The 24,505-nt window shown below is 39.5% G+C and carries 22 protein-coding genes; 13 read left to right on the top strand and 9 right to left on the bottom strand.

What is annotated here, in order from left to right; translation table 11 throughout:
• The first annotated feature begins 1 nt into the window (after position 1).
• Positions 2 to 607 carry a 3'-5' exonuclease gene (locus FCR2A7T_RS10755; protein ID WP_023571320.1) on the top strand — a complete coding sequence of 202 codons (606 nt, stop codon included), beginning with the start codon at positions 2 to 4 and terminating at the stop codon, positions 605 to 607.
• A gap of 147 nt (positions 608 to 754) precedes the next feature.
• On the opposite strand, the gene acs is transcribed toward FCR2A7T_RS10755, so the two are convergent.
• From acs to FCR2A7T_RS10710, 9 genes are all read right to left on the bottom strand, one after another.
• Positions 755 to 2,683 carry an acetate--CoA ligase gene (acs, locus tag FCR2A7T_RS10750; protein WP_262493744.1) on the bottom strand — a complete coding sequence of 643 codons (1,929 nt, stop codon included), beginning with the start codon at positions 2,681 to 2,683 and terminating at the stop codon, positions 755 to 757.
• A gap of 2 nt (positions 2,684 to 2,685) precedes the next feature.
• Positions 2,686 to 4,581 carry an acetate--CoA ligase gene (locus tag FCR2A7T_RS10745; protein ID WP_023571318.1) on the bottom strand — a complete coding sequence of 632 codons (1,896 nt, stop codon included), beginning with the start codon at positions 4,579 to 4,581 and terminating at the stop codon, positions 2,686 to 2,688.
• Between the two features lie 15 nt (positions 4,582 to 4,596).
• A complete protein-coding gene (locus FCR2A7T_RS10740; protein ID WP_035118264.1) occupies positions 4,597 to 4,965 on the bottom strand; it encodes a response regulator transcription factor in 369 nt (122 codons plus the stop codon).
• Positions 4,958 to 7,654 carry an ATP-binding protein gene (locus tag FCR2A7T_RS10735; protein WP_035118262.1) on the bottom strand — a complete coding sequence of 899 codons (2,697 nt, stop codon included), beginning with the start codon at positions 7,652 to 7,654 and terminating at the stop codon, positions 4,958 to 4,960. The genes FCR2A7T_RS10740 and FCR2A7T_RS10735 overlap by 8 nt, the downstream gene beginning before the upstream one ends.
• Entirely contained in the window at positions 7,647 to 7,841 is a 195-nt protein-coding gene (locus FCR2A7T_RS10730) for a hypothetical protein (protein WP_023571315.1), read from the bottom strand. The genes FCR2A7T_RS10735 and FCR2A7T_RS10730 overlap by 8 nt, the downstream gene beginning before the upstream one ends.
• Positions 7,842 to 7,895: 54 nt before the next feature.
• Positions 7,896 to 8,111, bottom strand: coding sequence for a DUF6814 family protein (locus FCR2A7T_RS10725; RefSeq protein ID WP_023571314.1), 216 nt, complete (start codon positions 8,109 to 8,111; stop codon positions 7,896 to 7,898).
• 12 nt (positions 8,112 to 8,123) lie between these two features.
• Positions 8,124 to 9,662, bottom strand: coding sequence for an MFS transporter (locus FCR2A7T_RS10720; protein WP_023571313.1), 1,539 nt, complete (start codon positions 9,660 to 9,662; stop codon positions 8,124 to 8,126).
• A 48-nt stretch (positions 9,663 to 9,710) separates the two neighbouring features.
• Positions 9,711 to 10,949 carry a hypothetical protein gene (locus FCR2A7T_RS10715; RefSeq protein ID WP_035118260.1) on the bottom strand — a complete coding sequence of 413 codons (1,239 nt, stop codon included), beginning with the start codon at positions 10,947 to 10,949 and terminating at the stop codon, positions 9,711 to 9,713.
• A gap of 94 nt (positions 10,950 to 11,043) precedes the next feature.
• On the bottom strand, positions 11,044 to 11,463 hold the full coding sequence (locus FCR2A7T_RS10710; RefSeq protein WP_023571310.1) for a transposase-like zinc-binding domain-containing protein: 420 nt from the start codon (positions 11,461 to 11,463) through the stop codon (positions 11,044 to 11,046).
• 266 nt (positions 11,464 to 11,729) lie between these two features.
• On the opposite strand from FCR2A7T_RS10710, the gene FCR2A7T_RS10705 reads away from it, so the two are divergent.
• The 12 genes from FCR2A7T_RS10705 to FCR2A7T_RS10650 all read left to right on the top strand — a co-directional run bounded on the left by FCR2A7T_RS10705 (position 11,730) and on the right by FCR2A7T_RS10650 (position 24,428).
• On the top strand, positions 11,730 to 12,335 hold the full coding sequence (locus FCR2A7T_RS10705) for a flavin reductase family protein (protein ID WP_023571309.1): 606 nt from the start codon (positions 11,730 to 11,732) through the stop codon (positions 12,333 to 12,335).
• Positions 12,336 to 12,337: 2 nt separating this feature from the next.
• A complete protein-coding gene (locus tag FCR2A7T_RS10700) occupies positions 12,338 to 12,793 on the top strand; it encodes an SRPBCC domain-containing protein (protein WP_023571308.1) in 456 nt (151 codons plus the stop codon).
• Between the two features lie 39 nt (positions 12,794 to 12,832).
• Positions 12,833 to 15,133 (top strand): oxidoreductase, encoded by a 2,301-nt coding sequence (locus tag FCR2A7T_RS10695; RefSeq protein WP_023571307.1) that lies wholly within the window; start codon positions 12,833 to 12,835, stop codon positions 15,131 to 15,133.
• A gap of 2 nt (positions 15,134 to 15,135) precedes the next feature.
• On the top strand, positions 15,136 to 16,035 hold the full coding sequence (locus FCR2A7T_RS10690) for an alpha/beta fold hydrolase (protein ID WP_023571306.1): 900 nt from the start codon (positions 15,136 to 15,138) through the stop codon (positions 16,033 to 16,035).
• Between the two features lie 2 nt (positions 16,036 to 16,037).
• The gene (locus FCR2A7T_RS10685) at positions 16,038 to 17,627 is read left to right on the top strand and encodes an AMP-binding protein (RefSeq protein WP_023571305.1); all 1,590 of its coding nucleotides are present in this window, start codon (positions 16,038 to 16,040) and stop codon (positions 17,625 to 17,627) included.
• Between the two features lie 7 nt (positions 17,628 to 17,634).
• Positions 17,635 to 19,218, top strand: coding sequence for an FMN-binding glutamate synthase family protein (locus tag FCR2A7T_RS10680; RefSeq protein ID WP_023571304.1), 1,584 nt, complete (start codon positions 17,635 to 17,637; stop codon positions 19,216 to 19,218).
• Positions 19,219 to 19,319: 101 nt separating this feature from the next.
• Entirely contained in the window at positions 19,320 to 19,742 is a 423-nt protein-coding gene (locus FCR2A7T_RS10675) for an acyl-CoA thioesterase (RefSeq protein ID WP_023571303.1), read from the top strand.
• A 43-nt stretch (positions 19,743 to 19,785) separates the two neighbouring features.
• Positions 19,786 to 20,766 (top strand): carbon-nitrogen hydrolase family protein, encoded by a 981-nt coding sequence (locus FCR2A7T_RS10670; RefSeq protein WP_023571302.1) that lies wholly within the window; start codon positions 19,786 to 19,788, stop codon positions 20,764 to 20,766.
• A 117-nt stretch (positions 20,767 to 20,883) separates the two neighbouring features.
• A complete protein-coding gene (locus FCR2A7T_RS10665; protein ID WP_023571301.1) occupies positions 20,884 to 21,993 on the top strand; it encodes a cupin domain-containing protein in 1,110 nt (369 codons plus the stop codon).
• A gap of 63 nt (positions 21,994 to 22,056) precedes the next feature.
• Positions 22,057 to 22,965, top strand: a complete 909-nt coding sequence (locus FCR2A7T_RS10660; protein WP_023571300.1) for a fumarylacetoacetate hydrolase family protein — start codon at positions 22,057 to 22,059, stop codon at positions 22,963 to 22,965.
• Between the two features lie 81 nt (positions 22,966 to 23,046).
• On the top strand, positions 23,047 to 23,682 hold the full coding sequence (locus tag FCR2A7T_RS10655) for a class I SAM-dependent methyltransferase (RefSeq protein WP_023571299.1): 636 nt from the start codon (positions 23,047 to 23,049) through the stop codon (positions 23,680 to 23,682).
• Positions 23,679 to 24,428 carry a maleate cis-trans isomerase family protein gene (locus FCR2A7T_RS10650; protein WP_023576783.1) on the top strand — a complete coding sequence of 250 codons (750 nt, stop codon included), beginning with the start codon at positions 23,679 to 23,681 and terminating at the stop codon, positions 24,426 to 24,428. Before FCR2A7T_RS10655 ends, FCR2A7T_RS10650 begins: the two co-directional genes overlap by 4 nt.
• Positions 24,429 to 24,505 lie beyond the last annotated feature (77 nt).

Below are 24,505 nucleotides of genomic sequence, written 5' to 3'. Positions count from 1 at the left end.
TATGCTAGATTGGTTAACAGGTAAAGGCGATCCGACATTCTGGAAAGCATATTTGGAGCATTTTGAAAAAGAAGCTCCTAACACTCCTACACGCTATGTTATTTTTGATTGCGAAAGAACCGGATTGGATTGGAAACAAGATGTTATTTTATCCATTGGTTGTGTTGGAGTTACCAATGATCAGATTGAAATTGGAGATTTTCTGGAAGTATTCATCAAACAGGAAAATCGAATCCAACAAAATGAAGCTGTAGAAAAACTTTTTAAAGCCGACTCGACTGAAGCGGTTACCGAAGCCGAAGCAATGATGCATTTTCTGGGACACATTAAAAATGCCACACTCATCGGGCACAACACCAATCTGGACATTGAAATGATGAACCAAGCACTAAAACGAATGAATCTCGGTAAGATAAAAAACAACGTACTGGATATCAATGTGATGTACCAACGTTTTAAAAATCTTCCGGAAGACCAGCACCATACTTTGGACGAATTATGCGATCTTTTTAAAGTCAAAAAAAGCCACCGTCATACCGCTTCAAACGATGCGTATATAACAGCGTTACTCTTTTTAAAACTGAAGCGAAAACTCAAAATGAAATAAAAAAGTAGTTTAAAAAGTAAAACTAAACGTTATTTTTGTCATTTCGACCATAGGGAGAAATCTCATTATCAGTTGTTAACGTTATGAGATTCCTCCTTACGTCGGAATGACAGCCTATTTGATTACACTGGACTGCCTTATATTGTTTTAAATCTTATTATCTTTAATTTCATCCACAATTTCAGGATTCAATAACGTTGATGTATCTCCGAAATTCGAGAAATCACCTTCGGCAATTTTACGCAGAATACGTCGCATGATTTTTCCCGAACGTGTTTTCGGCAAACCACTCACAAACTGAATCTTATCTAATTTTGCAATCGGTCCGATATGACTCGAAACGTGTTCGTTTATCTCTCTCGTTAAATTATCACGATCACGATATTCTCCGGTTTCTTTCAGAATAATAAATCCGTAAAGTGCATTCCCTTTGATATCATGAGGGAAACCAACAATTGCAGATTCCGCTACAGCCGGATGTTCGTTAATCGCATCTTCAATTGGTGCGGTTCCTAAATTATGTCCGGAAACAATTACCACATCGTCTACCCTTCCGGTAATTCGGTAATACCCTACTTCATCACGCAAAGCGCCGTCACCCGTGAAATATTTACCCGGAAATGCCGAGAAATACGTTTCTTTATAACGTTCGTGGTCGCCCCAAATGGTTCTCGCCATAGATGGCCACGGGAATTTAATACACAAACTTCCCACTACCTGGTTTCCTTCGATTTCGTTACGCTTTTCATCCATTAAAACCGGTTGAATTCCTGGTAACGGTAACGTCGCATAGGTTGGTTTTGTAGGTGTTACAAACGGAACCGGTGAAATCATGATACTTCCGGTTTCAGTTTGCCACCAAGTATCCACAACCGGACATTTTTTCTTTCCAACATGATCGTTGTACCAGTGCCAAGCCTCTTCGTTGATAGGCTCCCCTACCGATCCGATAACTTTTAAGGACGATAAATCGTATTTATCCACCCATTCATCACTTTCCTTAGCTAAGGAACGAATTGCTGTTGGGGCTGTGTAAAACTGAGAAACTTTATGTTTGTCAATCACTTCCCAGAAACGTCCGAAATCCGGATATGACGGAACACCTTCGAAAATTACGGTTGTAGCACCGTTTAACAATGGTCCGTATAAAATATAGGAATGTCCTGTAATCCAGCCGATATCAGCCGTACACCAGAAAACGTCATTTTCTTCGTAATTGAATATGTTTTTAAAAGAATAAGCCGTCTGAACCATGTATCCCGCGGTAGTATGCAACATTCCTTTCGGTTTTCCGGTTGAGCCTGAAGTATACAGAATAAACAACGGATCTTCCGCATCCATGATTTCAGCAACATTATTCGGAATTGCAGCATCCAAAAGCGGTTGCAACCACTGATCGCGACCTTCTTTCATGTTTACATCTGTATTTGTTCTGTTAGCTACTAAAACTTTTTCCACCGAAGGACATTTTTCCAAAGCTTCGTCGATAATTCCTTTTAAATCAATCGATTTGTTTCCTCTGAAACCACCATCAGAAGTAATAACCATTTTACACTCACAGTCGTTTATACGGGAAGTAACTGCCGAAGCGGAAAATCCTGCAAAAACCACAGAATGTATCGCTCCGATTCGCGCACAGGCTAAAACAGCAATCGCTAATTCCGGAATCATTGGCAAATAGATACAAACGCGATCTCCTTTTTTAACGCCTTGTTCTCTAAGAACATTAGCCATTTTTGCTACGCGGTCATACAATTCGTTATACGAAATATGCAGTGCTCCTTCATTAGGATTATTAGGTTCGAAAATAATGGCTGTTTTATCACCGCGTTTTGCTAAATGCCTGTCGATACAGTTTTTAGTGATGTTTACTTTCGCATTCACAAACCATTTTACATCGGCCTCTCCCATGTTAAAATCAACCACTTTATCCCAACCTTGGTACCAGATGAAATTTTCTTCGGCAATTTTACCCCAGAATTTTCTCGGTTCCCGAATGGATTTCTTATAATGCTTGAAATATTCTTCCAGGTTTTTAATTTTATAGTAACTCATATTCTTGTTTGTTTTGTTTATTTTTATTTGAAGGCTCCAATTTTATATTCGCTTAAAACAGTCTTTAATTCCTCAACAATCGCTTCATCATCAATAGTAGATGGAATCTGATAGGAATCACCATCAACAATACTGCGCATTAGTTTTCTGAGAATTTTTCCTGAACGGGTTTTCGGCAAACGCTGCATTATTATTACATTTCGCAACGAAGCCACTGCCCCTATTTTTTCTCTTACCAAGTGTACAATCTCGTGTTCCAATTGGAAACTTTCCATATCGTCACCGGATTTAATCACCACCAACGCCAATGGAATCTGACCTTTTAATGCATCGTTAATTCCAATCACAGCACATTCGGCAACTGAAGAATGCGAGGCTACGATTTCTTCCATTTCGGCAGTAGACAAACGGTGTCCGGCTACGTTGATTACATCATCCACGCGTCCTGTAATGAATACATAGCCATCGTTATCGATAAAACCACCATCTCCAGAGAAATAATATCCCGGGAATTTAGTCAGATAACCCGCTTTGAAACGTTCGCTGTCATTCCATATATCCAGCATGGTTCCTGGCGGTAAAGGTAATTTAATTACTACATATCCTTCTTCGTTCGGGCCTAATTCTTCACCGTTTTCACCAAAAATTCTGATGTCGTAACCTGATACCGGTTTCCCAGAAGAACCCGGTTTTATCGGTAAATACTCCACTCCCATCATGTTAGCAATCATTGGCCATCCGGATTCGGTTTGCCACCAGTGATCGATAACCGGAATCGGAATGTGTTCGCGGTACCATTCTAAAGTCGCCACATCGCAACGTTCGCCCGCCAAAAACTGCGTACGCAAACTGCTTAAATCATATTGTTTGATGAATTCACCGTTTGGATCTTCTTTTTTAATGGCTCTGATGGCAGTTGGCGCCGTAAACATCACGCTTACTTTGTGTTCCGAAATGATTCTCCAAAAAGTTGAAGCATCCGGAGTACGAACCGGTTTCCCTTCAAATATGATGGACGTATTTCGGTTGAATAACGGACCGTAAATCGTATAACTGTGTCCGACAGCCCAACCGATATCGGAAGCTGCCCAGAAAACTTCGCCTTCTTTTACACCATAAATGTATTGCATTGAAAATTTAAGTGCGGCGGCGTGACCTCCTGTATCTCTGACGATTCCTTTTGGTTTTCCTGTAGTACCCGAAGTATACAAAATATATAACGGATGTGTGGCATTTACAGGAACACAATCAGCTTCTTCCGAACCGTAGACCAAAGCATCATAATCAATATCGTATTTTTTAAACGGAACCCTTGCGCCTAATTTTCTGTTAAAAATCACCACATTATCCGGTTTGTGTTCGGCTAAAGCGATGGCTTCATCCACTAAAGGTTTGTAGGCAATTAATCGATCGATTTCAATTCCGGAAGAAGCAGTAATTATCGCTTTTGGTTTGGAATCGTCAATTCGGATGGCTAATTCATGCGGTGCAAATCCACCAAAAACCACCGAATGCGTTACTCCAATTCGTGCACAAGCCAACATGGCAAACGCAGCTTGCGGAATCATCGGCATGTAAATCACCGCCGTGTCGCCTTTTTTCAAACCTAATGAAAGTAACCCTCCGGCCAATTTTGCTACTTCGGTTCTAACTTCGGTAAATGTAAATTTCTTGATTGTTTGTGTGACGGGAGAATCGTATATCAGGGCAAATTCATCGCCATGACCATCATTAATATGCTTATCCAAAGCCAAATAACAAGCGTTCAGTTCGCCATCTTTAAACCAAAGCGGGTAATCGTTTGCGTCTTTTGATAGTGTGGTTTGCGGTTTTGTGAACCAGTCAATACCATCGGCTTGCTTTTTCCAGAAACCTTCCGGATTTTCGATGCTTTCCTTATAAAAATCTGAATAATTCATTGTTTTGTTTGCTGTTTAATTCGATAGTAAATCATTCACCTGTTCTACTAATTTTTTAACTGAAAAAGGCTTCAGCATGTAGGCGTCTGCACCCAAAGAAAGTCCTTTTTCAATATCGCTTTCCTTATTTTTGGCCGATAAAAAGACCACTTTACAATGCTGCAAGCGTTCGTCTTTTTTGATTTGCTCTAACGTGGCATAACCGTCTACCAAAGGCATCATAATATCCAGAATGATGATATCCGGCAGTTGTACTTTTAAAATATCCAATGCTTCCTGACCATCACGCGCAATAAACACTTCAAAATTATTTTTCTTAAAAGTGTATTCCAGCGACATTACAATATTGGGTTCATCGTCGACAATTAAAATTTTCTTACTCATGTGTTGTGGTGTTGTATTTTGGCAAAGTGAACAATAAAACCGCGCCTTCTTTTGAATTCTCGGCCCATATTTTTCCTTTGTGATGTTCTATAATTTGTTTGCAGATGGCCAATCCTAATCCGCTGCCAATTGGTTTTTTAATGTTTTGATTTTTAGACTGATAAAACTTGTCGAATATCATTTCCAAATCCTGCTCGCCAATTCCTTTTCCGTTATCACTGATTTTCGTAATAATCTCATTTTCATTTTCTGCTATGGAAATTTCAATTTTTCCGTTTTCATTGGGACAGAATTTCACAGCATTCGACAGTAAATTTGTGACTACCTGTGTGATTCTGTCGTAATCAAAATACGTAATAATTTCCCGGTTTTTATCAAAAACAACTTCAATATTTTTATTCTTAATCAACTGCTGCATTGGTTCGATGGCCTTGCTGATGGTTTGAATCAGATTGTTTTTTGACAAGGTGATTTTTTGTTTACCTGTTTCAAACTTTTCTAAATCTAAAATCTTATCAATCAGTCGGTTCAAACGATCCGATTCGGAAATAATGTTCTGCAGAAACTGTTTTCTCAGTTCTTCCGGAACGTCATCATCATCGTGTAAAATTTCACTCGCCGCTTTGATTGCCGTAATTGGCGTTCTAAGTTCGTGCGTAACTGTGTCTAAAAACTCATCTTTCTGTTTGTCTTTTTCCATCAGTTGCTCGTTGGCTTCCTGTAACTTACCGGTAATCGCTTTCAGTTCATTGGAAGTTTCCGTGAGCTTTTTATTGATGATGATATTCTCTTTGGATTCCTCCAGAATATTCAGTACTTCTTTCAGCGAAATTTTGTCTTCCTTCACCACGTTGGAAATTAGAATTCTCGCGGAAGCCGTACCGATATGACCGGTTAGCAGATTTTCGGCAAACTTGATTAAACGTGCATCGGCCAATTCCTTTTTATCTAAATTGTATTTTAAATGGAACAGGTTTAGCGCTCGTTTCGTTCTTTCTTCGCCTAAAAAACGCACCAATACTTTCTGAATATCAGAAGTATACGCCGTTCCTTTCCAAACGAATGCGTTTTCGTGCATGGTTATGTATTTGTCGATGTCCACAAACATTTCAGCATAATTGCGTTCGCGGTAATTTCCTTTAAAACTTACGGAAATCCCGAAATACGCCATTACGTTGAAAAATAAGCTCCAAAATAAAGCGTGTGCAATTGGCGACAAATAATCCAATCCGAACAATTCAAAAGGTTTCAGAAGTGCAATTCCGAACAGTCCATCGGATATGAAAGTGCTTTCATAATTGGAAATTCCTATTGTGTAAGGAATTAGCAACGTGTACACACAAATCAGAAATCCGATAATGATTCCGGTTACCGCTCCGTTGAGCGACCCTCTTCTCCATAACAAAGCACCAAAAAAAGCCGGTGCCAATTGGGCAATAACCACAAAAGAAACCAATCCGATGGAAAACAGGTTGTAATCGACAACATAAAAGCGGTAAATGATGTAAGACAGAATAATCAAAGAGAAGATTCCAATCTTACGGATGTTTACGATTCGCTTGTTGTTCTTATCCTGTTCCTCACTCTGCAAACTTCCTAAAAAACCATACGGAATCAGTAAGTTATTACTCAGCATTGTTGATAATCCGATGGAAGAAACAATAATCATCGAAATCGCTGCTGAAAATCCGCCAAGGAAAACCAAAACTGTGATGAATTCATTTCCTAAGAATTGCGGAATTAAAAGCGAATAATTATAGGCATTTACGTTTTGTCCGTCAAACAGAATATTTCCGCCCCATGCAATCGGATAAACGAAAAGATTAAACAACAACAAATACAAAGGGAACAACCAAATGGCTGTTTTAATGTGATTTTCACGGTTGTTTTCGATTACCGCCATTTGAAACTGACGTGGCAACAAGAATATCGCAAATAAAGAAAGTACACATAAAAAGAACCAATTTAACGCTTCCGGAACACCACCAATGGTATTTTTTTGCTGAAAACCTTCCAAAACACTTGCTTTTGAATAAATATCATCAAAACCATCAAAGACAAAGAACGTAACATAAACTCCTACCAAAAGGAAAAAGAACAATTTCAAAACCGATTCCATAGCAACTGCCGTAACGATTCCTCTTCGTTTTTCGGAAGCATCCACATAACGGGTGCCGTAATACGACGCGAAAAGTGCTAAAGCAATAGCGACGTAAGTTGTTGTATCATTAAAAATATTGGAACTGAACGTTGTACCGGTTACAATATGAAACGTTTCCGAAATCGCTTTCAGCTGTAAAGCGATATAAGGTAAAATTCCGAAAAGACAAACCAGTGTGACTACAGCGCCTAAAAACCTACTGTTTCCGTAGCGAAGTGAAATAAAATCGGCAATACTTGAAATCTTATTCACTCTTGAAATGCGGATAATCTTCTTTAGAATAATAATCCATGCCGGAATAATTATAATTGGACCTAAATACACCGTTAAATAACTCAGTCCCGATTTTGCTGCTACTCCGATACTCCCGTAATACGTCCAGGCAGTACAATACACCGCCAACGAAAAAGTATAAACATAGGGATTGTTTGTCCATTTCGTATTGCTCTTTTTTTCCGCCCAATGCGCGATAAAAAAAAGCATACCCAAATAGAGTCCTAATATTAGTAACAGTCCGAGGCTACTCATGGTAACGGTTTACGATGTACAAGGAAATCAGAATTGAAAAAACACAAACCGAAAACAAATAAAAATAAATAACCGGAATGCCTGCTAACGATTGCGCCGAATCGAATAACAATACGATCGGCAGGTTAAAGCAGATAAGCAATAACAAGGCTAAAATTATCAATTTCTGTTCGTGACGTCTTTTCATATTTTTTAAAACCCTAAAGCCCTTACCGGAAGAGCTTTAAGGCTATTTTATAGTTTATTCTTCGTATTCGTTGGTAATGGCATACCATCCGAAAATGGTTAAACCCGTTACAATCATTGGTAAAAGAATGAAAAATACTATGATTCCGAAAACTAAATCGTCTTGTTTTCCTGATGTTAATTTTCCTCCGAAAATCCCGATTGCATAATACGCGACCACTATAGCCAGCGCAATCCAAACGATACCTAAATATTTTTTTAATGCATTCATAATTTCTTAGTGTTAGTCGTGTAAAGTGTTGTTTTTTCTGTCAATGTAAATCATACCGATTATAAAGCAAACCGCTGCAATACCTATCGGATACCATAATCCTTCCAAATAAAATTCTACATCACCGGCTTCTTTAGCTGTGGTAACAAAATAGGTTGAAATGGCCGGTAGCAATCCTCCGAAAATTCCGTTTCCAACATGATAAGGCAATGACATCGAGGTGTATCGGATTTTTACCGGAAACATTTCCACAAGGAAAGCGGCTATCGGACCGTAAACCATCGTTACAAAAATCACCTGAATGAAAACCATTAAAATTAAGAACCATTTATCACTACTATTGATCGTTTTGGACACTTTGGTTTCAATTTTCTCTTTTCCGTTATCGTCCAACATCACTTTTCCGTTTTCAAAATGGATGGTTTTGATTTCCTCTACTGTTGTGCCATCTGTATAGGCTTTTGTAGTAGTGTAAACAGAATCCATCTTTACAGCATCCAACGTTTTTACAGAAGGGACTACTTTCGTCTGATCAACGATTTCCGTTTTTAAGGCTAAATCAGTTGAGGAATACATCGCCCGATAAATTGGTCGGTATAGCAAAATTGCCAACAACATCCCTCCCATCATAATTGATTTTCGTCCGATTTTATCACTCAACCATCCGAAAACCACAAAGAACGGCGTTCCTAAAATTAAGGCGATTCCTAAAAGGGTATCAACTTGAGAGGAATCAATACTCTGAACTGTTTTTAAGAAATTCATCGCATAAAACTGTCCTGTATACCAAACTACTCCCTGCCCCATAGTAGCACCAAACAAAGCTAAAAGTACGAATTTTAAGTTGTATTTGTTTCCGAAACTTTCTTTTAATGGGTTCGTACTGGTTTTTCCTTCGGATTTGGCTTTGGCAAATACCGGCGATTCGTGCATATTTTTACGAATCAGGAAAGAAACATAAACCATTACAATTGAAACCCAGAACGGTACACGCCATCCCCACTCATCAAAAGCTTCTTTTGACAACATTGATTTTGTAAGCAGAATTACCACTAATGAAATGAACAATCCTACTGTCGCCGTGGTTTGAATCCAGGAAGTCCAATACCCTTTTTGATTTTTTGGAGCATGTTCCGCCACATATGTTGCCGCTCCACCATATTCTCCTCCTAATGCCAATCCCTGAAGCAATCGCAAGACTAAAACCAAAACCGGAGCCATAAATCCGATGGTTTCATAACTTGGAATACATCCTATGATAAAAGTGGCGCCTCCCATTAACATCAAAGTGACCATGAAAGTATATTTTCTTCCGATTAAATCGCCCAAACGACCGAAGAACAATGCTCCGAACGGACGAACAACGAATCCTGCCGCAAAAGTTGCCAACGTGGATAAAAATGCTGCGGTTGGATTATCGGAAGGGAAAAATTTAGTCGATAAAACTACGGCTAAACTTCCGAAGATGTAGAAGTCGTACCACTCGATCATCGTTCCCATAGACGAGGCGGAAATTACTTTCCAGATGCCTTTTGTAGATTTGTTACTCATAATTTACAGTGTTAGTTGTTTTTGTTTTTTGTTTGTTTTGTTGGTTTATTACAGGTAAATCATTGCCTGAAGTGTCACGGTTCCCACGGCGTCACTGTTGGCATATTTTAAATTGCTGTATTCTAACGTTAATTTGGAATGATGCGCACTGAAAAACAAATTCGCTCCGACTCCAATCTGACTGGCCTTATCATTTAATGTATCGATGTGTCTGTCGTTATACGATACATAAGGCTGTAATTTTGTTTTGGATTTCATCGGAATCAGATACCCTACATGACCATAAATCATAGCACCGGTTTCATAAGTAGTTCCGAAAGTGTAATTTTTTCCATAATCGTTGTTTTGGTATAATCCGTAAGCAGTAATTGCGCCGCCGTTTTTCCCTATCGGGGCATCATAAAAAGCATCCAAACCGAATATTTTCACATCTTCACCTTTTAAATTCCCTGCTAAATCCGCCACAACAGAACCTTTTGGATGAACATAAAACCCTGCTCCTACGTTAAATACTTTCTTACTTCCCAAATAACTTCCCACTTTGTAAGGTAAAAAATTACTTTCAGTATCAAGGAAATTATATTCAAAATATCCGGCATAGGTTTTTCCGGCAGCTTTCGAACCTAATAACCGTTTTCCGGCATACACCGCATCACCACCGTTTACCGGAACTGCGGCTGCCTGAAAATTATTCGTTAGAGCATCATTAATGGAAATGCGGTATTGCAGTTTACTCAAAGTTCCTTTGGCAAAAACGCCCATACTTCTGCCAAACTGATCCGACAAACCTAAAGTAGCCCAGGTTTGACGATGATTATCAAGGGTAAGCATATTTAACGTACTACTGCTGTTTAAGCGGGAAATTCCGTTGAAATAATGCAATCCGCCACCCAAAGCGTGGTTCTTGTTCAAATTGTACTGAACGTAAGCATCGTGCAAAAACAACTGTGCATTGTCTTTTGTTCCGGTCGGACTCATATTATCTGCATTTAAACTGTTCAAACCGAAATGCGTCACGATTAAAAAATTCTGATTTAACTGAGCATAAAGTAACATTCTGGCTCTTCGAACAGAAAAAGTCAAATCTTCCTGTTCGTTTCCGTTTGCATCTAAAGGTTTGTCGGGATTATGTTGTGCCCAAAACTGGGCCCAGGTAATCAATCGAAAATACTTTGAACCATCTTCGTTAATATTTACTTTCAAGCCTCCTCCGTATTCCTGAGAGCCTTGTGCCATGCCGCATATGGACATCAAAAGTACGGTGGCGGTTAATGCGATTCTTTTCATAACATTTAGAAATTGGGGTTGTTTGTTGAACCAATATTCTAAAATTGAAATGAAAAAAGAATAATTATGTATATATATTTGTAAACAACTATAGCTAATCTTTAAAACGCTCCCATTTTATAAGCATAAATTTATCGCCAAGCTCGGTGATAATCATCCCGGCACCTGATAATTGTGACTTGTTTTTCAAATACTCCACAAGCTCTAAATGACTAAAAATCTTGTAGGTAGGATGATAATCGGCGTGAGAAGGCTTTTTGATGTTGAACTCTTTAATCCAGTTGCTTACCGTAACATGGGAAACCCCTATAATACGCTCAATTTCACGAAAACTCAATCCTTCAAGATACAATTGCAACGCCTTAGTTACGTAGTAATTATCGATCTTTTTACCCAACTTGTTTACGGTAAAATAATAATTGCATTTTTTACATAAATACCTTTGTCTGTTGGATATAATACCACTTTTTACGATTTTATCACCACCACATTTTGGACAGGCTGCTAGCTCCATGTATATAAATTTTGTATAAATATAGTAATTTAGCAACAATTCAAAAACACATATCGTAATTTTTATGGATAAAATTTACAGTATCACTAAAATATATTTAATTTTTTTATTGATAAACAAATTTACAATCTTCTTGTTCCCTACTGAAAAACAAGACTATAGCTATAACAAAAGCGCTTTCAAACCTCCAAAAACTCATTTTTTACCACAAATTCCCTAAGTTTTGATAACTATTTTTTCTTTTATTTGTAATATATAACAACACCATGCACTTTGACCCTGATTTAATAGACCAAAAAGCAACTTATAAATTACTGACAGGCGCAGTAATTCCGCGACCAATCGGATGGATTTCAAGCGTCAGCAAAGATGGAATTCCCAATCTGGCTCCTTTTTCTTTTTTTAACGCTGTGGGTGAAGATCCGCCACATGTACTATTTTCGACTGTACGTCCGAATAATTCCAACAAAGACACTTTAAATAATGTTTTGGAAACGGGGCAATTCGTAGTCAATATGGTTGTGGAAGATATTGTTGAACAAATGAACACCACCTCTCAATCGGTTGCACCCGATGTCAACGAGTTTGAACTGGCAGGTTTAACGGCAATCCCATCTTTAAAGGTAAAAGCGCCAAGAGTCAAAGAAAGCCCAATAAACATGGAGTGCGAACTCGTTCACCATTACACTTTAGAAGACAACAAACACGGTGGTGCCACCATAATTATAGGAAGAATTGTAATGTTCCACATAGATGAAAGCGTTTTATTGGACGATTTCAAAATCAACATGGAAACCTACAAACCCGTAGCGCGTTTAGCTGGTTCCAATTATTCTAAATTAGGCGAAATATTCTCCATCAAAAGAAGTTAACCATGAGTCCCGAAAAATTAGAAATCAATGTCGCAATGCAAATTCAAAAACCTATAAATGAGGTATTTGAAGCGATTGTCAATCCGGAAAAAATGACCCATTATTTCATTTCTCAAAGCACCGGAATAATGGAAGAAGGCAAAAATCTAATCTGGAAATTCCCCGAATTTGATTTCGAATGTCCTGTTCGCGTTGGTAAAATCGAAAAAGACAAATACATTTCCTATTATTGGGAGAATTCCGGTAAAGAACTTTTAGTTGAAATTAAGCTGTCTGAAAGCTTAAACAACTCAACTTTAGTTTCCATATCCGAAAAAGACATGGACAATAATGAAGCCGGTTTAAAATGGTTATCCGGCAACTCGTTCGGTTGGTCTAATTTTCTTGCCTGTTTGAAAGCCTATCTCGAATACGGCATCAATCTGAGAAAAGGAGCCTTCGATTTTATGAAAAAATAATTATGAAATTGCCGATAGAAAAGCAATAGAAATTTGAATATGAAAATAGCAGTTATAGGTGGTGGTCCAGGCGGACTTTATTTTTCAATACTTACCAAAAAAGCAATGCCGCATTGCCAAATTGATGTTTACGAACGGAACAAACCCGATGACAGTTTTGGTTTCGGCGTAGTATTCTCCGATGAAACTCTAGGAGAATTCCTGAAACGTGATATGAAATCTTATGAGCTGATTCGCAGTAAATTCGCTTATTGGGATGATATTGTAGTGGCACGCGACGGAGAAAACGTAAGCATTGCCGGAAACGGTTTTTGCGGTTGTTCCCGAAAAACACTACTTCAATTATTACAACAACGCTGCATCGAAGAAGGCGTAAACCTTCATTTCGAACAAAATATCGAGGATGTTTCCCAATACAAAGACGCCGATATCATTTTGGCTGCCGACGGAATTGCCAGCGGCATACGAACCGCCAACGAGAAAGCGTTCGGAACCAAAATCACCTTAAAGAAGAACCGTTTCGTTTGGTTAGGTTCAACCAAACCTTTGGATGCATTTACCTATTTTTTCCGTTCTACACCTCACGGAACGATTGTGGCGCATTCGTACCAATACGAAAAAGGAATGAGCACCTGGATTTTCGAATGCAGCGATGAAACCTGGAAAAAACACGGATTTGAAATCACCAACGAAGAAGATACTATTCAAAAAATAGCTGAAATATTCAAAGAAGAATTGGACGGACATCCGCTAATTTCAAACAAATCCCACTGGCGTCAATTCCCGCATGTAACCAATGAAAAATGGTACCATAACAACATCGTTTTATTGGGTGACGCGAAAGCTACAGCCCACTACTCTATTGGTTCAGGAACAAAACTGGCAATGGATTGCGCGATTGGTCTATCTGATGCGGTAATAGCAAACCCAAACAATGTACAGGCCGCTTTTGAGCAGTACGACAAATCCCGAAGAAATACGGTAGAAATGATTCAACACGCTGCATTAGTATCTTTGGACTGGTTTGAAAACATGGACCGAAACATGCAACATCCGTTTTATCAGTTTGCTTTCGGATGCATGACGCGTGCTAAAAAAGTAACTTTTGAAAACCTGCGTTTGCGTGACAAGTCTTTTACAGATAAGGTTTTAGCCGAATTCAACACGTTTCAAAACAATCTAAATTTAAGTATTCCGGCAGCTTTTACCGATTTCACTTTACGTGATATGACCTTGCAGAACAGAATCGCAATGTCACCGATGGGGCAATATTCAGCAGAAAACGGTGTGGTTAACGATTGGCATCTGGTGCATTATGGAAGTCGTGCCACAGGTGGCGTAGGCTTGATTATAGCAGAAATGACCGCAATTTCAGAAACCGGACGCATTACTTTAGGTTGTGCCGGTTTATATACTCAGGAACAAATAATTGCATGGAAAAAAACAACAGATTTTATCCATAAAAATACCAAAACCAAGATAGGAATTCAACTCGGACATTCCGGACGCAAAGGCGCTCTTAAGAAACCTTGGGAAGGAACTTCGGAACCAATCGATAATGCCTGGGAACTAATTTCCGCTTCAGCGATTCCGTTTAACGAAAAAATGGCCAGTCCGAAAGAAATGACTTTAGAAGACATGGATAAAGTGACGTCAGAATTCGTACAAGCCGCCAAAAATGCTCTCGAAGCCGGTTTTGACATGATTGAATTGCAGGCGCATCACGGATTTTTACTGGCTTCTTTCCTTTCACCTCTTACCAATACCCGTAAAGACGAATTTGGAGGAAACATCGAAAACCGATTAAAATTTCCGTTACGTGTTTTTACCGAAATGCGAAGAGCTTTTCCGCAAACCAAACCGATGTCGGTACGAATTTCCGCTTCCGATTGGGCAGAAAACGGAATTTCAGAAAGCGATGTTATCATCATTTCTCAAGCTTTTAAAGATGTCGGAGCTGATATAATAAGCGTGTCTACAGGAAATACAGTAGCTTCTCAAAAACCGCAAACCGGAAGAATGTGGCAGACTCCTTTTTCGGATATGGTTCGAAATACCGTTCATATTCCTACCATTACAGCTGGTTATATTCAGGATATCGATCAAATCAATACCATACTCTTAAACGGAAGAGCCGATTTGGTATCACTGGGACGACCATTATTGGCTGATGCTTCTTTCGTACGAAACGCTCAAGCCTATGAACAATTGGAAACTTCTGATGTTCCAAAGCAATACAAAGCCGGAAATACCCATTCATATCCATTAAAGGCTTCGGAACGTAAAATGATGGAAGGAATGAAAAAAGCATTGAAACCTAAGAGCAATAAAAAGGATTAATCATGAAGCAAATGTTGCTACTTTTTCTTCTCGTTTCTGTAAATGTTTTTTCTCAAAAAGAAAAAACAATTACCAGCGGTAACTCCAAATTGCACTACAAAACCTTTGGTTCAGGACAACCGATTTTAATCATTAACGGCGGACCGGGAATGAATTGTGAAGGATTCAGTTATATTGCGGATGAAATTTCCAAATTCGGGTACCAAACCATTATTTACGATCAAAGAGGAACCGGAAAATCAACCGTGGAAAAAATTGACAGTGAACACATCACAATGGACTTGATGGTTCAGGATATGGAAAATTTACGGAAGTATTTGAATATTGAAAAGTGGACAATCCTTGGTCATTCATTCGGCGGAATGCTTGCTGCTTATTACACTTCAAAACATCCGGATGCAGTTGAAAAAATAATATTTTCTTCCTCTGGAGGCATTAACATGAATTTTACGAGATATGCTCAAAAACGGATTGCCGACAATTTAACCAAAATCCAAAAAGACAGTGTTGATTTTTATGCTGCTAAAATCAACAATGGAGACAACTCGCTCAAAACAAGAAAATTAAGAGCTAAGTATTTAGCAAACGCTTATGTTTTCGATAAAACCAAAGCGCCTATCATCGCAGAACGACTCATTCAGGCAAATTTCGACATCAATTCCATCGTTTTTCAAAACTTGATTAACACTAATTTTGATTGTTCCGACAAATTCAAAAACTTTAAAAAACCGGTTTTAATCCTTCAGGGAGAAAACGATATTATCAGCATTGAAACGGCTCAGGAAATCAAAACCGCATTTCCTAATTCGGAATTAATTACAATAAAAAACTGCAGTCATTACGGCTGGCTCGATGCTAAGGACGTTTATTTTAATGCTGTAAAACGCTTTCTAAAAAGTTAACCATGAAACATTACGAAGATAATTTCGCTCACAATAGCTTACCTGCTCCGGAATTACAACCGGACTATATTTTTGAAAATCTACCGCAATTCCAACATCCGGAAATGCTGAATTGTGTGGAACGGTTACTCGATTTTCATATCAAAAACGGACATGGTAATGCAACTTGCATCCAAACGTTTGAGGAAAAATGGACATACAATGATTTGTATGAAAAAGCAAACCAGATTGCGCATGTTTTAATAGATGATTTGGGTCTGAAATCAGGAAATCGAGTATTGATTCGCTCTGCAAATAACCCAATGATGGTCGCCTGCTGGTATGCCATTCTGAAAGCTGGCGGAGTTGTTGTAGCCACAATGCCTTTGTTGCGTTCAAAAGAATTAACCACAATTATTGACTGTGCCGAAATATCCCATGTTTTATGCGATAGTTCACTTTGCGAAGAAATGGAATTGGTCGACTCTCCTTTTTTGAGAAACAGCTGCTATTTCCGAAATTCTGAATTAGAAGACCTAATGCAGTCCAAACCAAAAACCTTCAACAATTACCACACAAAATCCGATAGTATCGCCTTAATTGGTTTCACCTCAGGAACAACGGGTTTACCTAAAATGACGGCGCATTACCACAAAGATATTTTAAACATCTGCGAAGCTTTTCCTCCGTATTCATTACAACCGACATCAAGCGATGTTTTCACCGGAAGTCCGCCACTCGGATTCACCTTTGGCTTGGGCGGATTGGTTTTGTTTCCGATGTATTTCGGAGCGTCCACATTTCTAATCGAAAAACCTACTCCCGATTTACTTCTACAGGCCATTCAGGAGTATAAAGTAACTGTTTGTTTTACAGCACCTACCGCTTGGCGCATCATCACAACAAAAGTAAAAGAATACGATATTTCCAGCCTGCGTAAATGTGTATCGGCTGGAGAAACACTCCCTTTAAAAGTTTGGGAAGACTGGTACAACGCAACCGGTTTAAAAATTATTGACGGCATTGGAGCCACGGAAATGTTACACATCTTCATTTCTTCCAACGAAGGAAATATGAAACCGGGTTCCACCGGTGTAGCCGTAACGGGTTATGAAGCCAAAATAATTGATTCCAAAGGAAATGAAGCACCCAGAAATACACCAGGAAGATTAGCCGTTCGCGGAATCACCGGTTGCAAATACCTAAACCGTGAAGAAAAACAACGCGAATATGTCGAGAACGGTTGGAATTTAACCGGCGATATTTTCCGTCAGGACGAAGACGGATATTTTTGGTTTGTGGCACGTGGCGATGATATGATTATTTCTTCCGGCTATAATATTGCGGCAATTGAAGTAGAAAGCGTACTTTTAACTCACGAAGAAATTCTGGAATGTGCCGTAGTGGGTTTACCCGATGAAGAACGCGGAATGCTGGTTTGTGCTCATATCGTTTTAAAAGAAAAACATAAAGCAACGGATGAATTAGTAAAAGCTATTCAGTTGTGGTTTAAAGAAGTAGCTGCGCCGTATAAATACCCAAGAGTTATTAACTTTATGGAGAATTTACCAAAAACGGAAACCGGAAAAATTCAGCGTTTCAAATTAAAATAAAGAAACCATGAGAAAAGCATTCATTATTATCAGCATTACAGTATTGTCTCTAACAGGGATGCTTATTTATGTAAACTGGAAATTCAGTTTGCTGTTATTGATTTTCATTCCTTTGATTTTAATGGGATTGTACGACATGTATCAGTCCAAACAAACCATCAAAAGAAATTTCCCGCTTTTAGGTAGAATGCGCTATTTGCTGGAATCTATCGGACCGGAAATGCGCCAATACTTCATTGAAAGCGACACCACCGGAAAACCTTTTAACCGCTTACAACGCAGTTTGGTATACCAAAGAAGTAAAAAGGAAACCGATTCCATGCCTTTCGGAACACAATTAGATGTTTATGAATCGGGCTATAAATGGATTAATCATAGTATTAAAGCCATTCCGTTTGCCGAAGTCAATTCCAATCCCAAAATAAAAATCGGCTCTTCTCAGTGTGAGAAACCTTATGACGCTAGTTTGTTTAACATCAGTGCGATGAGTTTCGGTTCACTAAGTAAAAATGCCATTTTAGCCCTAAATTCGGGAGCAAAACAAGGCGGTTTTTACCATAATACCGGTGAAGGCGGACTTTCCCCCTATCATTTAGAACCAGGTGGCGACGTGGTTTGGAATATCGGAACCGGTTATTTCAGCTGTCGCGATAAAGATGGAAAATTCTCTTATGATGAGTTTACAAAACGAGCCACGCTGGACAACGTAAAAATGATTGAAATCAAGTTCTCCCAAGGCGCAAAACCGGGTCATGGCGGTATTTTACCAAAACAAAAAGTTACCGATGAAATAGCAGCGATTCGTTTGGTCGAAAAAGGAAACGATATCATTTCACCTCCTAGACATTCCGCTTTTTCCAATCCTTTGGAACTGATGGATTTCATCAAATTATTACGAAAAGGTTCGGGTGGAAAACCCATCGGGATGAAAATCTGCATCGGAAACAAATCCGAATTCATGTCTATTTGTAAAGCGATGGTGGCTACCAAAACCTATTTCGATTTCATAACGGTAGACGGTGGCGAAGGCGGAACAGGCGCAGCACCACAGGAATATTCCGATCACGTGGGAATGCCATTGCGCGAAGCTTTAGCGTTTGTTTACGATAGTTTGAACGGATTTGGCATTAAAGACGAAATCAAAATTATCGCCAGCGGAAAAGTAATCACTGGTTTCGACATCATAAAATGCCTTTCCATAGGAGCGGATGTCTGCAATTCGGCACGCGGCATGATGTTCGCGCTGGGTTGCATTCAGGCTTTGGAATGTCACGCCAATACGTGTCCGACCGGAGTCGCCACGCAAGATCCTAAATTAACAAAAGGCTTGGTTCCCGAAGAAAAAAGCGTTCGCGTAGCCCGTTTCCAACACGAAACCGTGAAAAGTGCCATGGAACTAATGGCTTCGGCAGGTTTGCGCCATCCGGATGAAGTCGACCGAACCGTTATCAGTGCGCGCATTGGCGGATCAAAAATTGAAACTTATTATGAAATGTTTCCCGAAATCGAACCGGGCTGCTTACTCAACGAAAACACTGTTCCGAAGGAATATCAGTTTTTCTGGAAAAAAGCATCGGCAGAAAATTTTTAGGAGCTAATTCCCGCTTTCGCCTTTATCTTTTTCGGTTGCCTTCGAGAGCCTCAGGCAACCAAAAAAGGATACCGGCTCTATCGGGGCTAAAATACAGAACAATGAACAACTATTTTATTAAAGAAGAAAAAATCCGTTTCCAACATATTGATTATGCCGGAATTGTGTTTTACCCAAGATTTCTCGAAATGCTTAACGGCATTGTCGAAGATTGGTTTGAAGAAGCCTTAGACCGTCCGTTTTCCAAAATGCACGAAACCAACGGTATTCCAACAGTAGATTTGAAAGTACAATTCAAAAAAGCCGCACGATTAGGCGAAACCTTAACCAAAAAACTTTGGGTAAAAAAACTGGGCGATTCTTCCCTACTATGCGGATTCCGTTTCGAAGACGAACAAGGAAAAACCTGTGTGGAAGGCGAAGTAACCTTAGTAAACATTGCCTTCGGAGAAAACCGCGACAGCATTAAAGCGGAAGCCTTTACCGAGGAAATGAGAAATAAAATAAGTAAATTCGTTGTCTAATCCGTCACCCTGAGCTTGTCGAAGGGCATAACAAATACTATTCATGGATTTTAAAAAATTTAAAGCCGCTACCGTACAAACGTCACCAGTTTTTCTAAACGTAGAAAAAACAATTGAAAAAGCGATTGGTTTTATCAAAGAAGCCAGTTCAAACGGAGCGCAGTTAATTGCCTTCCCCGAAGTTTTCATCGCCGGTTACCCTTATTGGAACTGGATTATGACGCCGGTTCAGGGCAGCAAATGGTATGAAGAATTGTATAAGAATTCGGTTGCTGTTGAGGACGAATCGATGCAAGCTTTATATCAGGCCGCAAAAGACTATAATATTCATATTGTAATCGGAATCAACGAACGTGGCAAAAGCTACGGCGAGATTTACAATACCAATTTAATTATTGACAACACCGGAACAGTTATCGGGAAACATAGAAAATTGGTTCCCACCTGGGCAGAAAAACTAACGTGGACCTCCGGAGACGGTTCGTCCTTAAAAGTATACGATACAGAAATTGGTCCGATCGGAACGTTGGCTTGTGGCGAAAACACCAATACGTTGGCGCGTTTCACACTACTATCACAAGGCGAACTGATTCACATTGCGAATTACATTTCCTTACCAGTTGCCCCACCCGATTATAACATGGCAGAAGCCATAAAAATCCGTGCCGCAGCACATTCTTTTGAAGGAAAATTGTTTACGATTGTTTCGTGTTCGACCATTTCGCAAGAAATCATGGATGCGTTACGCGACGACGTTCCGAATGTGGAGGAATTATTGACGCGCAAAAACTCGGCGTTCTCCGGATTTGTGGGTCCGAATGGCGCTGTCATTGGCGAACCGTTGATTGATGAGGAAGGTATTACCTATGCGGAAATCGATTTGCAGAAATGCATCCAACCGAAGCAAATGCACGATATTCTCGGACATTATAACCGTTTTGATATTTTCGATTTGCGTGTGAATGTAGCGCCAACACGAAAAATTACTTTTATTGACAATCACGAAGAATTCAACAAACGATAACAAAAAAGCGAATAATTTCCCATTCTAGCCCTGATTGCAGCGGTTGCCGTGCAAAAGCGGAAAGCAGGAATAAGGACGGCAAAAAAGCCCGAACCATTCGCTCCAAAAAATAACAAAATGGAAGATAAATTTTCAGATGACGTAATTGGTCGCGCCAGAGTTCAGGACACTCCGGAGCTGGAAGCCTATTATAAAGAATTAGAAGGACTTGGCGCCGGTGCTTTATGGACGGTGGCCAACGATATAGAGCCTTGGGAACCGCGTACCTCATCGGTACCAATGCTTTGGAAATATGACGATTTGCGTTCGTTGGTTTTAAAATCATCCGAACTCGTTACTCCGGAACAAGCGGGACGCCGTGTGGTTTATTTAGTCAACGACAAACGTAAAGATGTGAGCGCCGCTGTAGGTTGGTTGTATACCGGAATTCAGGTAACGCGTCCGGGCGAAAGTACGTCGGCACACCGACACAAAGCTTCTGCCCTGCGTTTTATTATGGAAGGAAGCAAAGGCTACACCGTTGTTGATGGTAATAAAATCATGCTGGAAGTCAACGATTTTGTGATTACACCAAACTCAACCTGGCACGAACATGGTGTAGAAGCCGATGGTCAAACTTGTATTTGGCAGGACGGTTTGGATATTCCGCTCATAAATGCTCTCGAAGCGAATGATTATGCGGTTTACGATGGCAAACAACCGTTGATTTCACCGATTAATCATTCTCCGATGACCTTTGGCGGTGCCGGTTTATTGCCAGCGGATAAAACTTGGGATAAACCCTATTCCCCATTATTCAAATACTCCTGGAAAAATGTATATCCTGCTTTGTTGGAAGCGGCAAAAGTGAATGAAGGCTCGCCCTTTGACGGTATCATCATGCAATACAGCAATCCAAACACGGGCGGACATGTAATGCAGACTATGGGCGCTTCGATGCAGCTATTGCGTGCCGGAGAACATACGAAAGCCCACAAACACACAGGATCATTCGTGTACCAATGTGCCAAAGGTCATGGTTATTCGGTGATTAACGGAAAACGTTTTGACTGGAAAGAACGCGATATTTTCTGTGTTCCTTCTTGGGCTTGGCATGAACATGTGAATTTATCTGAAACGGAAGACGCTTGTTTGTTCTCTTTCAACGATTTACCGGTGATTGAATCGTTGGGATTGTATCAGGAAAGAGAATATACCGAGAACAACGGATATCAAAACTTGATTTAAATAATTACAAAACATAAAAAACTCAGATACTTAGCAACTTAGTAACTCAGCAACTCAAAAAAAATGAAACTAGCCACTTATAAAATAAACCATACCGCTCCAAGATTAGGAGTTGTTCAGGATAACCACATGATTGATTTGGAAGATGTTGCCAAAATCAAGAAAACCGTACTACCTCAAACCATGTTGGAATTGATCGATTTGGGTCTGACGGAAGTAAGCCGAATCCAGGAATTAATCGACAGTTTAACAGAAGAAGAACGCACCAACTGTTACTATCCGTTATCAAATGTAACGTTCCTGGCGCCTATTCCTAAACCAAGAAAAAACATCATCGGAATCGGATTGAATTATACCGAACACGTTGCCGAAAGTGCCAGAACTTTAGACACTTCGAACGATTTACCACAGGAACCGGTAATTTTCTCCAAACCGCCTACAACGGTTACCGGCACCAATACCGAGATTTTGCACAATCCGAAGCTGACACAACAATTAGATTGGGAAGTAGAATTAGCAGTTATCATTGGAAAAGAAGGAAAATATGTTCCGAAAGAAAATGCGATGGACTATGTTTTCGGATATACCGTAATTAATGATATTTCTGCCAGAGATTGTCGTCGTTCCGGACAATGGATTGTTTCCAAAGGTCAGGATACTTTCGCCCCAATGGGACCGGTTTTGGTTACTAAAGACGAAATTCCAAATCCGCACAACCTGAATTTATCCTTAAAACTGAATGGTGTGGAAAAACAGAATTCGAATACAAAATTCATGTTGTTCAATATCAACGATTTAATTGAAGATTTGAGTACGGTTTTCACTTTAGAACCGGGTGATATCATTGCAACGGGAACTCCGGCGGGCGTTGGTGCAGGTCGTAACCCTCAGGAATGGATGTGGAACGGTGATGTGGTAGAAGCTACCGTGGAAGGGATTGGAACGATTGTGAATACCGTAAAAGAGATTTAAACTTTAAGAAAATAGAGAATAAAGCAAAGAAAATAGAGAAATCCGTGGAAATCCGCGTTCAAAAACATATAAACAGTTAAGATGGACAAAACGCAAAAAGCGGTCGAAGTATTCAACAAATGTGCAAATCTCTATGAAGAACGTTTCATGGATTTTGATTTGTACAACGATACTTTCGATTTGTTTTGCAAATCCATTGAAAATCAAAACGCTGCAGTTTTAGAATTGGCTTGCGGACCCGGAAATATTACAAAACACCTATTGCAGCAACGACCGGATTTTAAAATCCTGGGAACCGATTTAGCACCAAACATGATTGAACTGGCTCAGAAAAACAATCCCACAGCGACTTTTCAATTGTTGGATTGTCGCGATTCTTTAAAATTGAACAAAATATTTGACGGAATCATGTGCGGTTTCGGATTGCCTTATTTGTCTAAAGAAGAAGCGATTCAGTTGATAAAAGATGCTGGAAACTGTTTAAACAAAAACGGGGTTTTATATTTGAGTACCATGGAAGACGATTATGGTAAGTCGGGTTTAAAAAAAGGAAGTACCGGTGATGAAATCTTTATGCATTACCATCAGGAAGATTATTTAGCGGAAGCCCTCAAACAAAACGGGTTCAAAATAATAGCTTTGCAGCGGAAAAAATTTCCCGAACAAAACGGAACCTACACAACAGATTTAATACTAATTGCAAAAAAAATAAAATGAAAAAATACAGAATAGGACAAATAGTTCCATCATCTAACGTAACGATGGAAACCGAAATACCGGCGCTTTTCCGTTCACGCGAAACCATTTTACCGGAGCGTTTCACCTTTCATTCAAGCCGTATGCGCATGAAGAAAGTAACCAAAGAAGAACTCGAAGCCATGGACGCCATGAGTTTGAAATGCGCTCAGGAATTATCCGATGCACACGTAGACGTTATGGGTTACGCCTGTTTGGTAGCGATTATGAGCATGGGACGCGGGTACCACTGCGTTTCGGAAGTGAACTTGCATCAGGAAACTGTGGCGAACGACTTCCCTACTCCAATTGTAACGTCTGCCGGAGCCTTGATTAACGGACTGAAAGTTTTAGGGGCTAAAAAAGTAGCCGTAATTACGCCGTACATGAGACCGCTAACAGATTTAGTGGTGGATTATATTGAACATCAGGGATTTGAAGTAGTGGATTCCATCGCATTGGAAATTCCGGACAATTTAGAAGTAGCGGCACAAGATCCGATGAATTTATTAGAAATCTACAAACGTTTGGATTTAACCGGAGTGGATGTTTTAGTAGCATCAGCTTGCGTACAAATGCCATCGTTAGAAGCGATTGATTTAATTCAGAAAGAAATCGGTATTCCGGTAACTTCGGCAGCGGTTTGTACTACCTACGAAATGATGAAAAAACTGGGCATTGAAGCAAAATCAGCTATTGGCGGCGAATTATTAAGCGGGAAATATTAAATAAAAAAGGAGTTCAAAACGAACTCCTTTTTTATTCAATCAAAATTGACTAAAAACAAACACTTAGTCTGTAATAT

Origin of the sequence: Flavobacterium cauense R2A-7 (assembly GCF_000498475.1) — a bacterium.
GTDB lineage: Bacteria > Bacteroidota > Bacteroidia > Flavobacteriales > Flavobacteriaceae > Flavobacterium > Flavobacterium cauense.
This window is presented reverse-complemented; position numbering and strand designations above follow the sequence as displayed.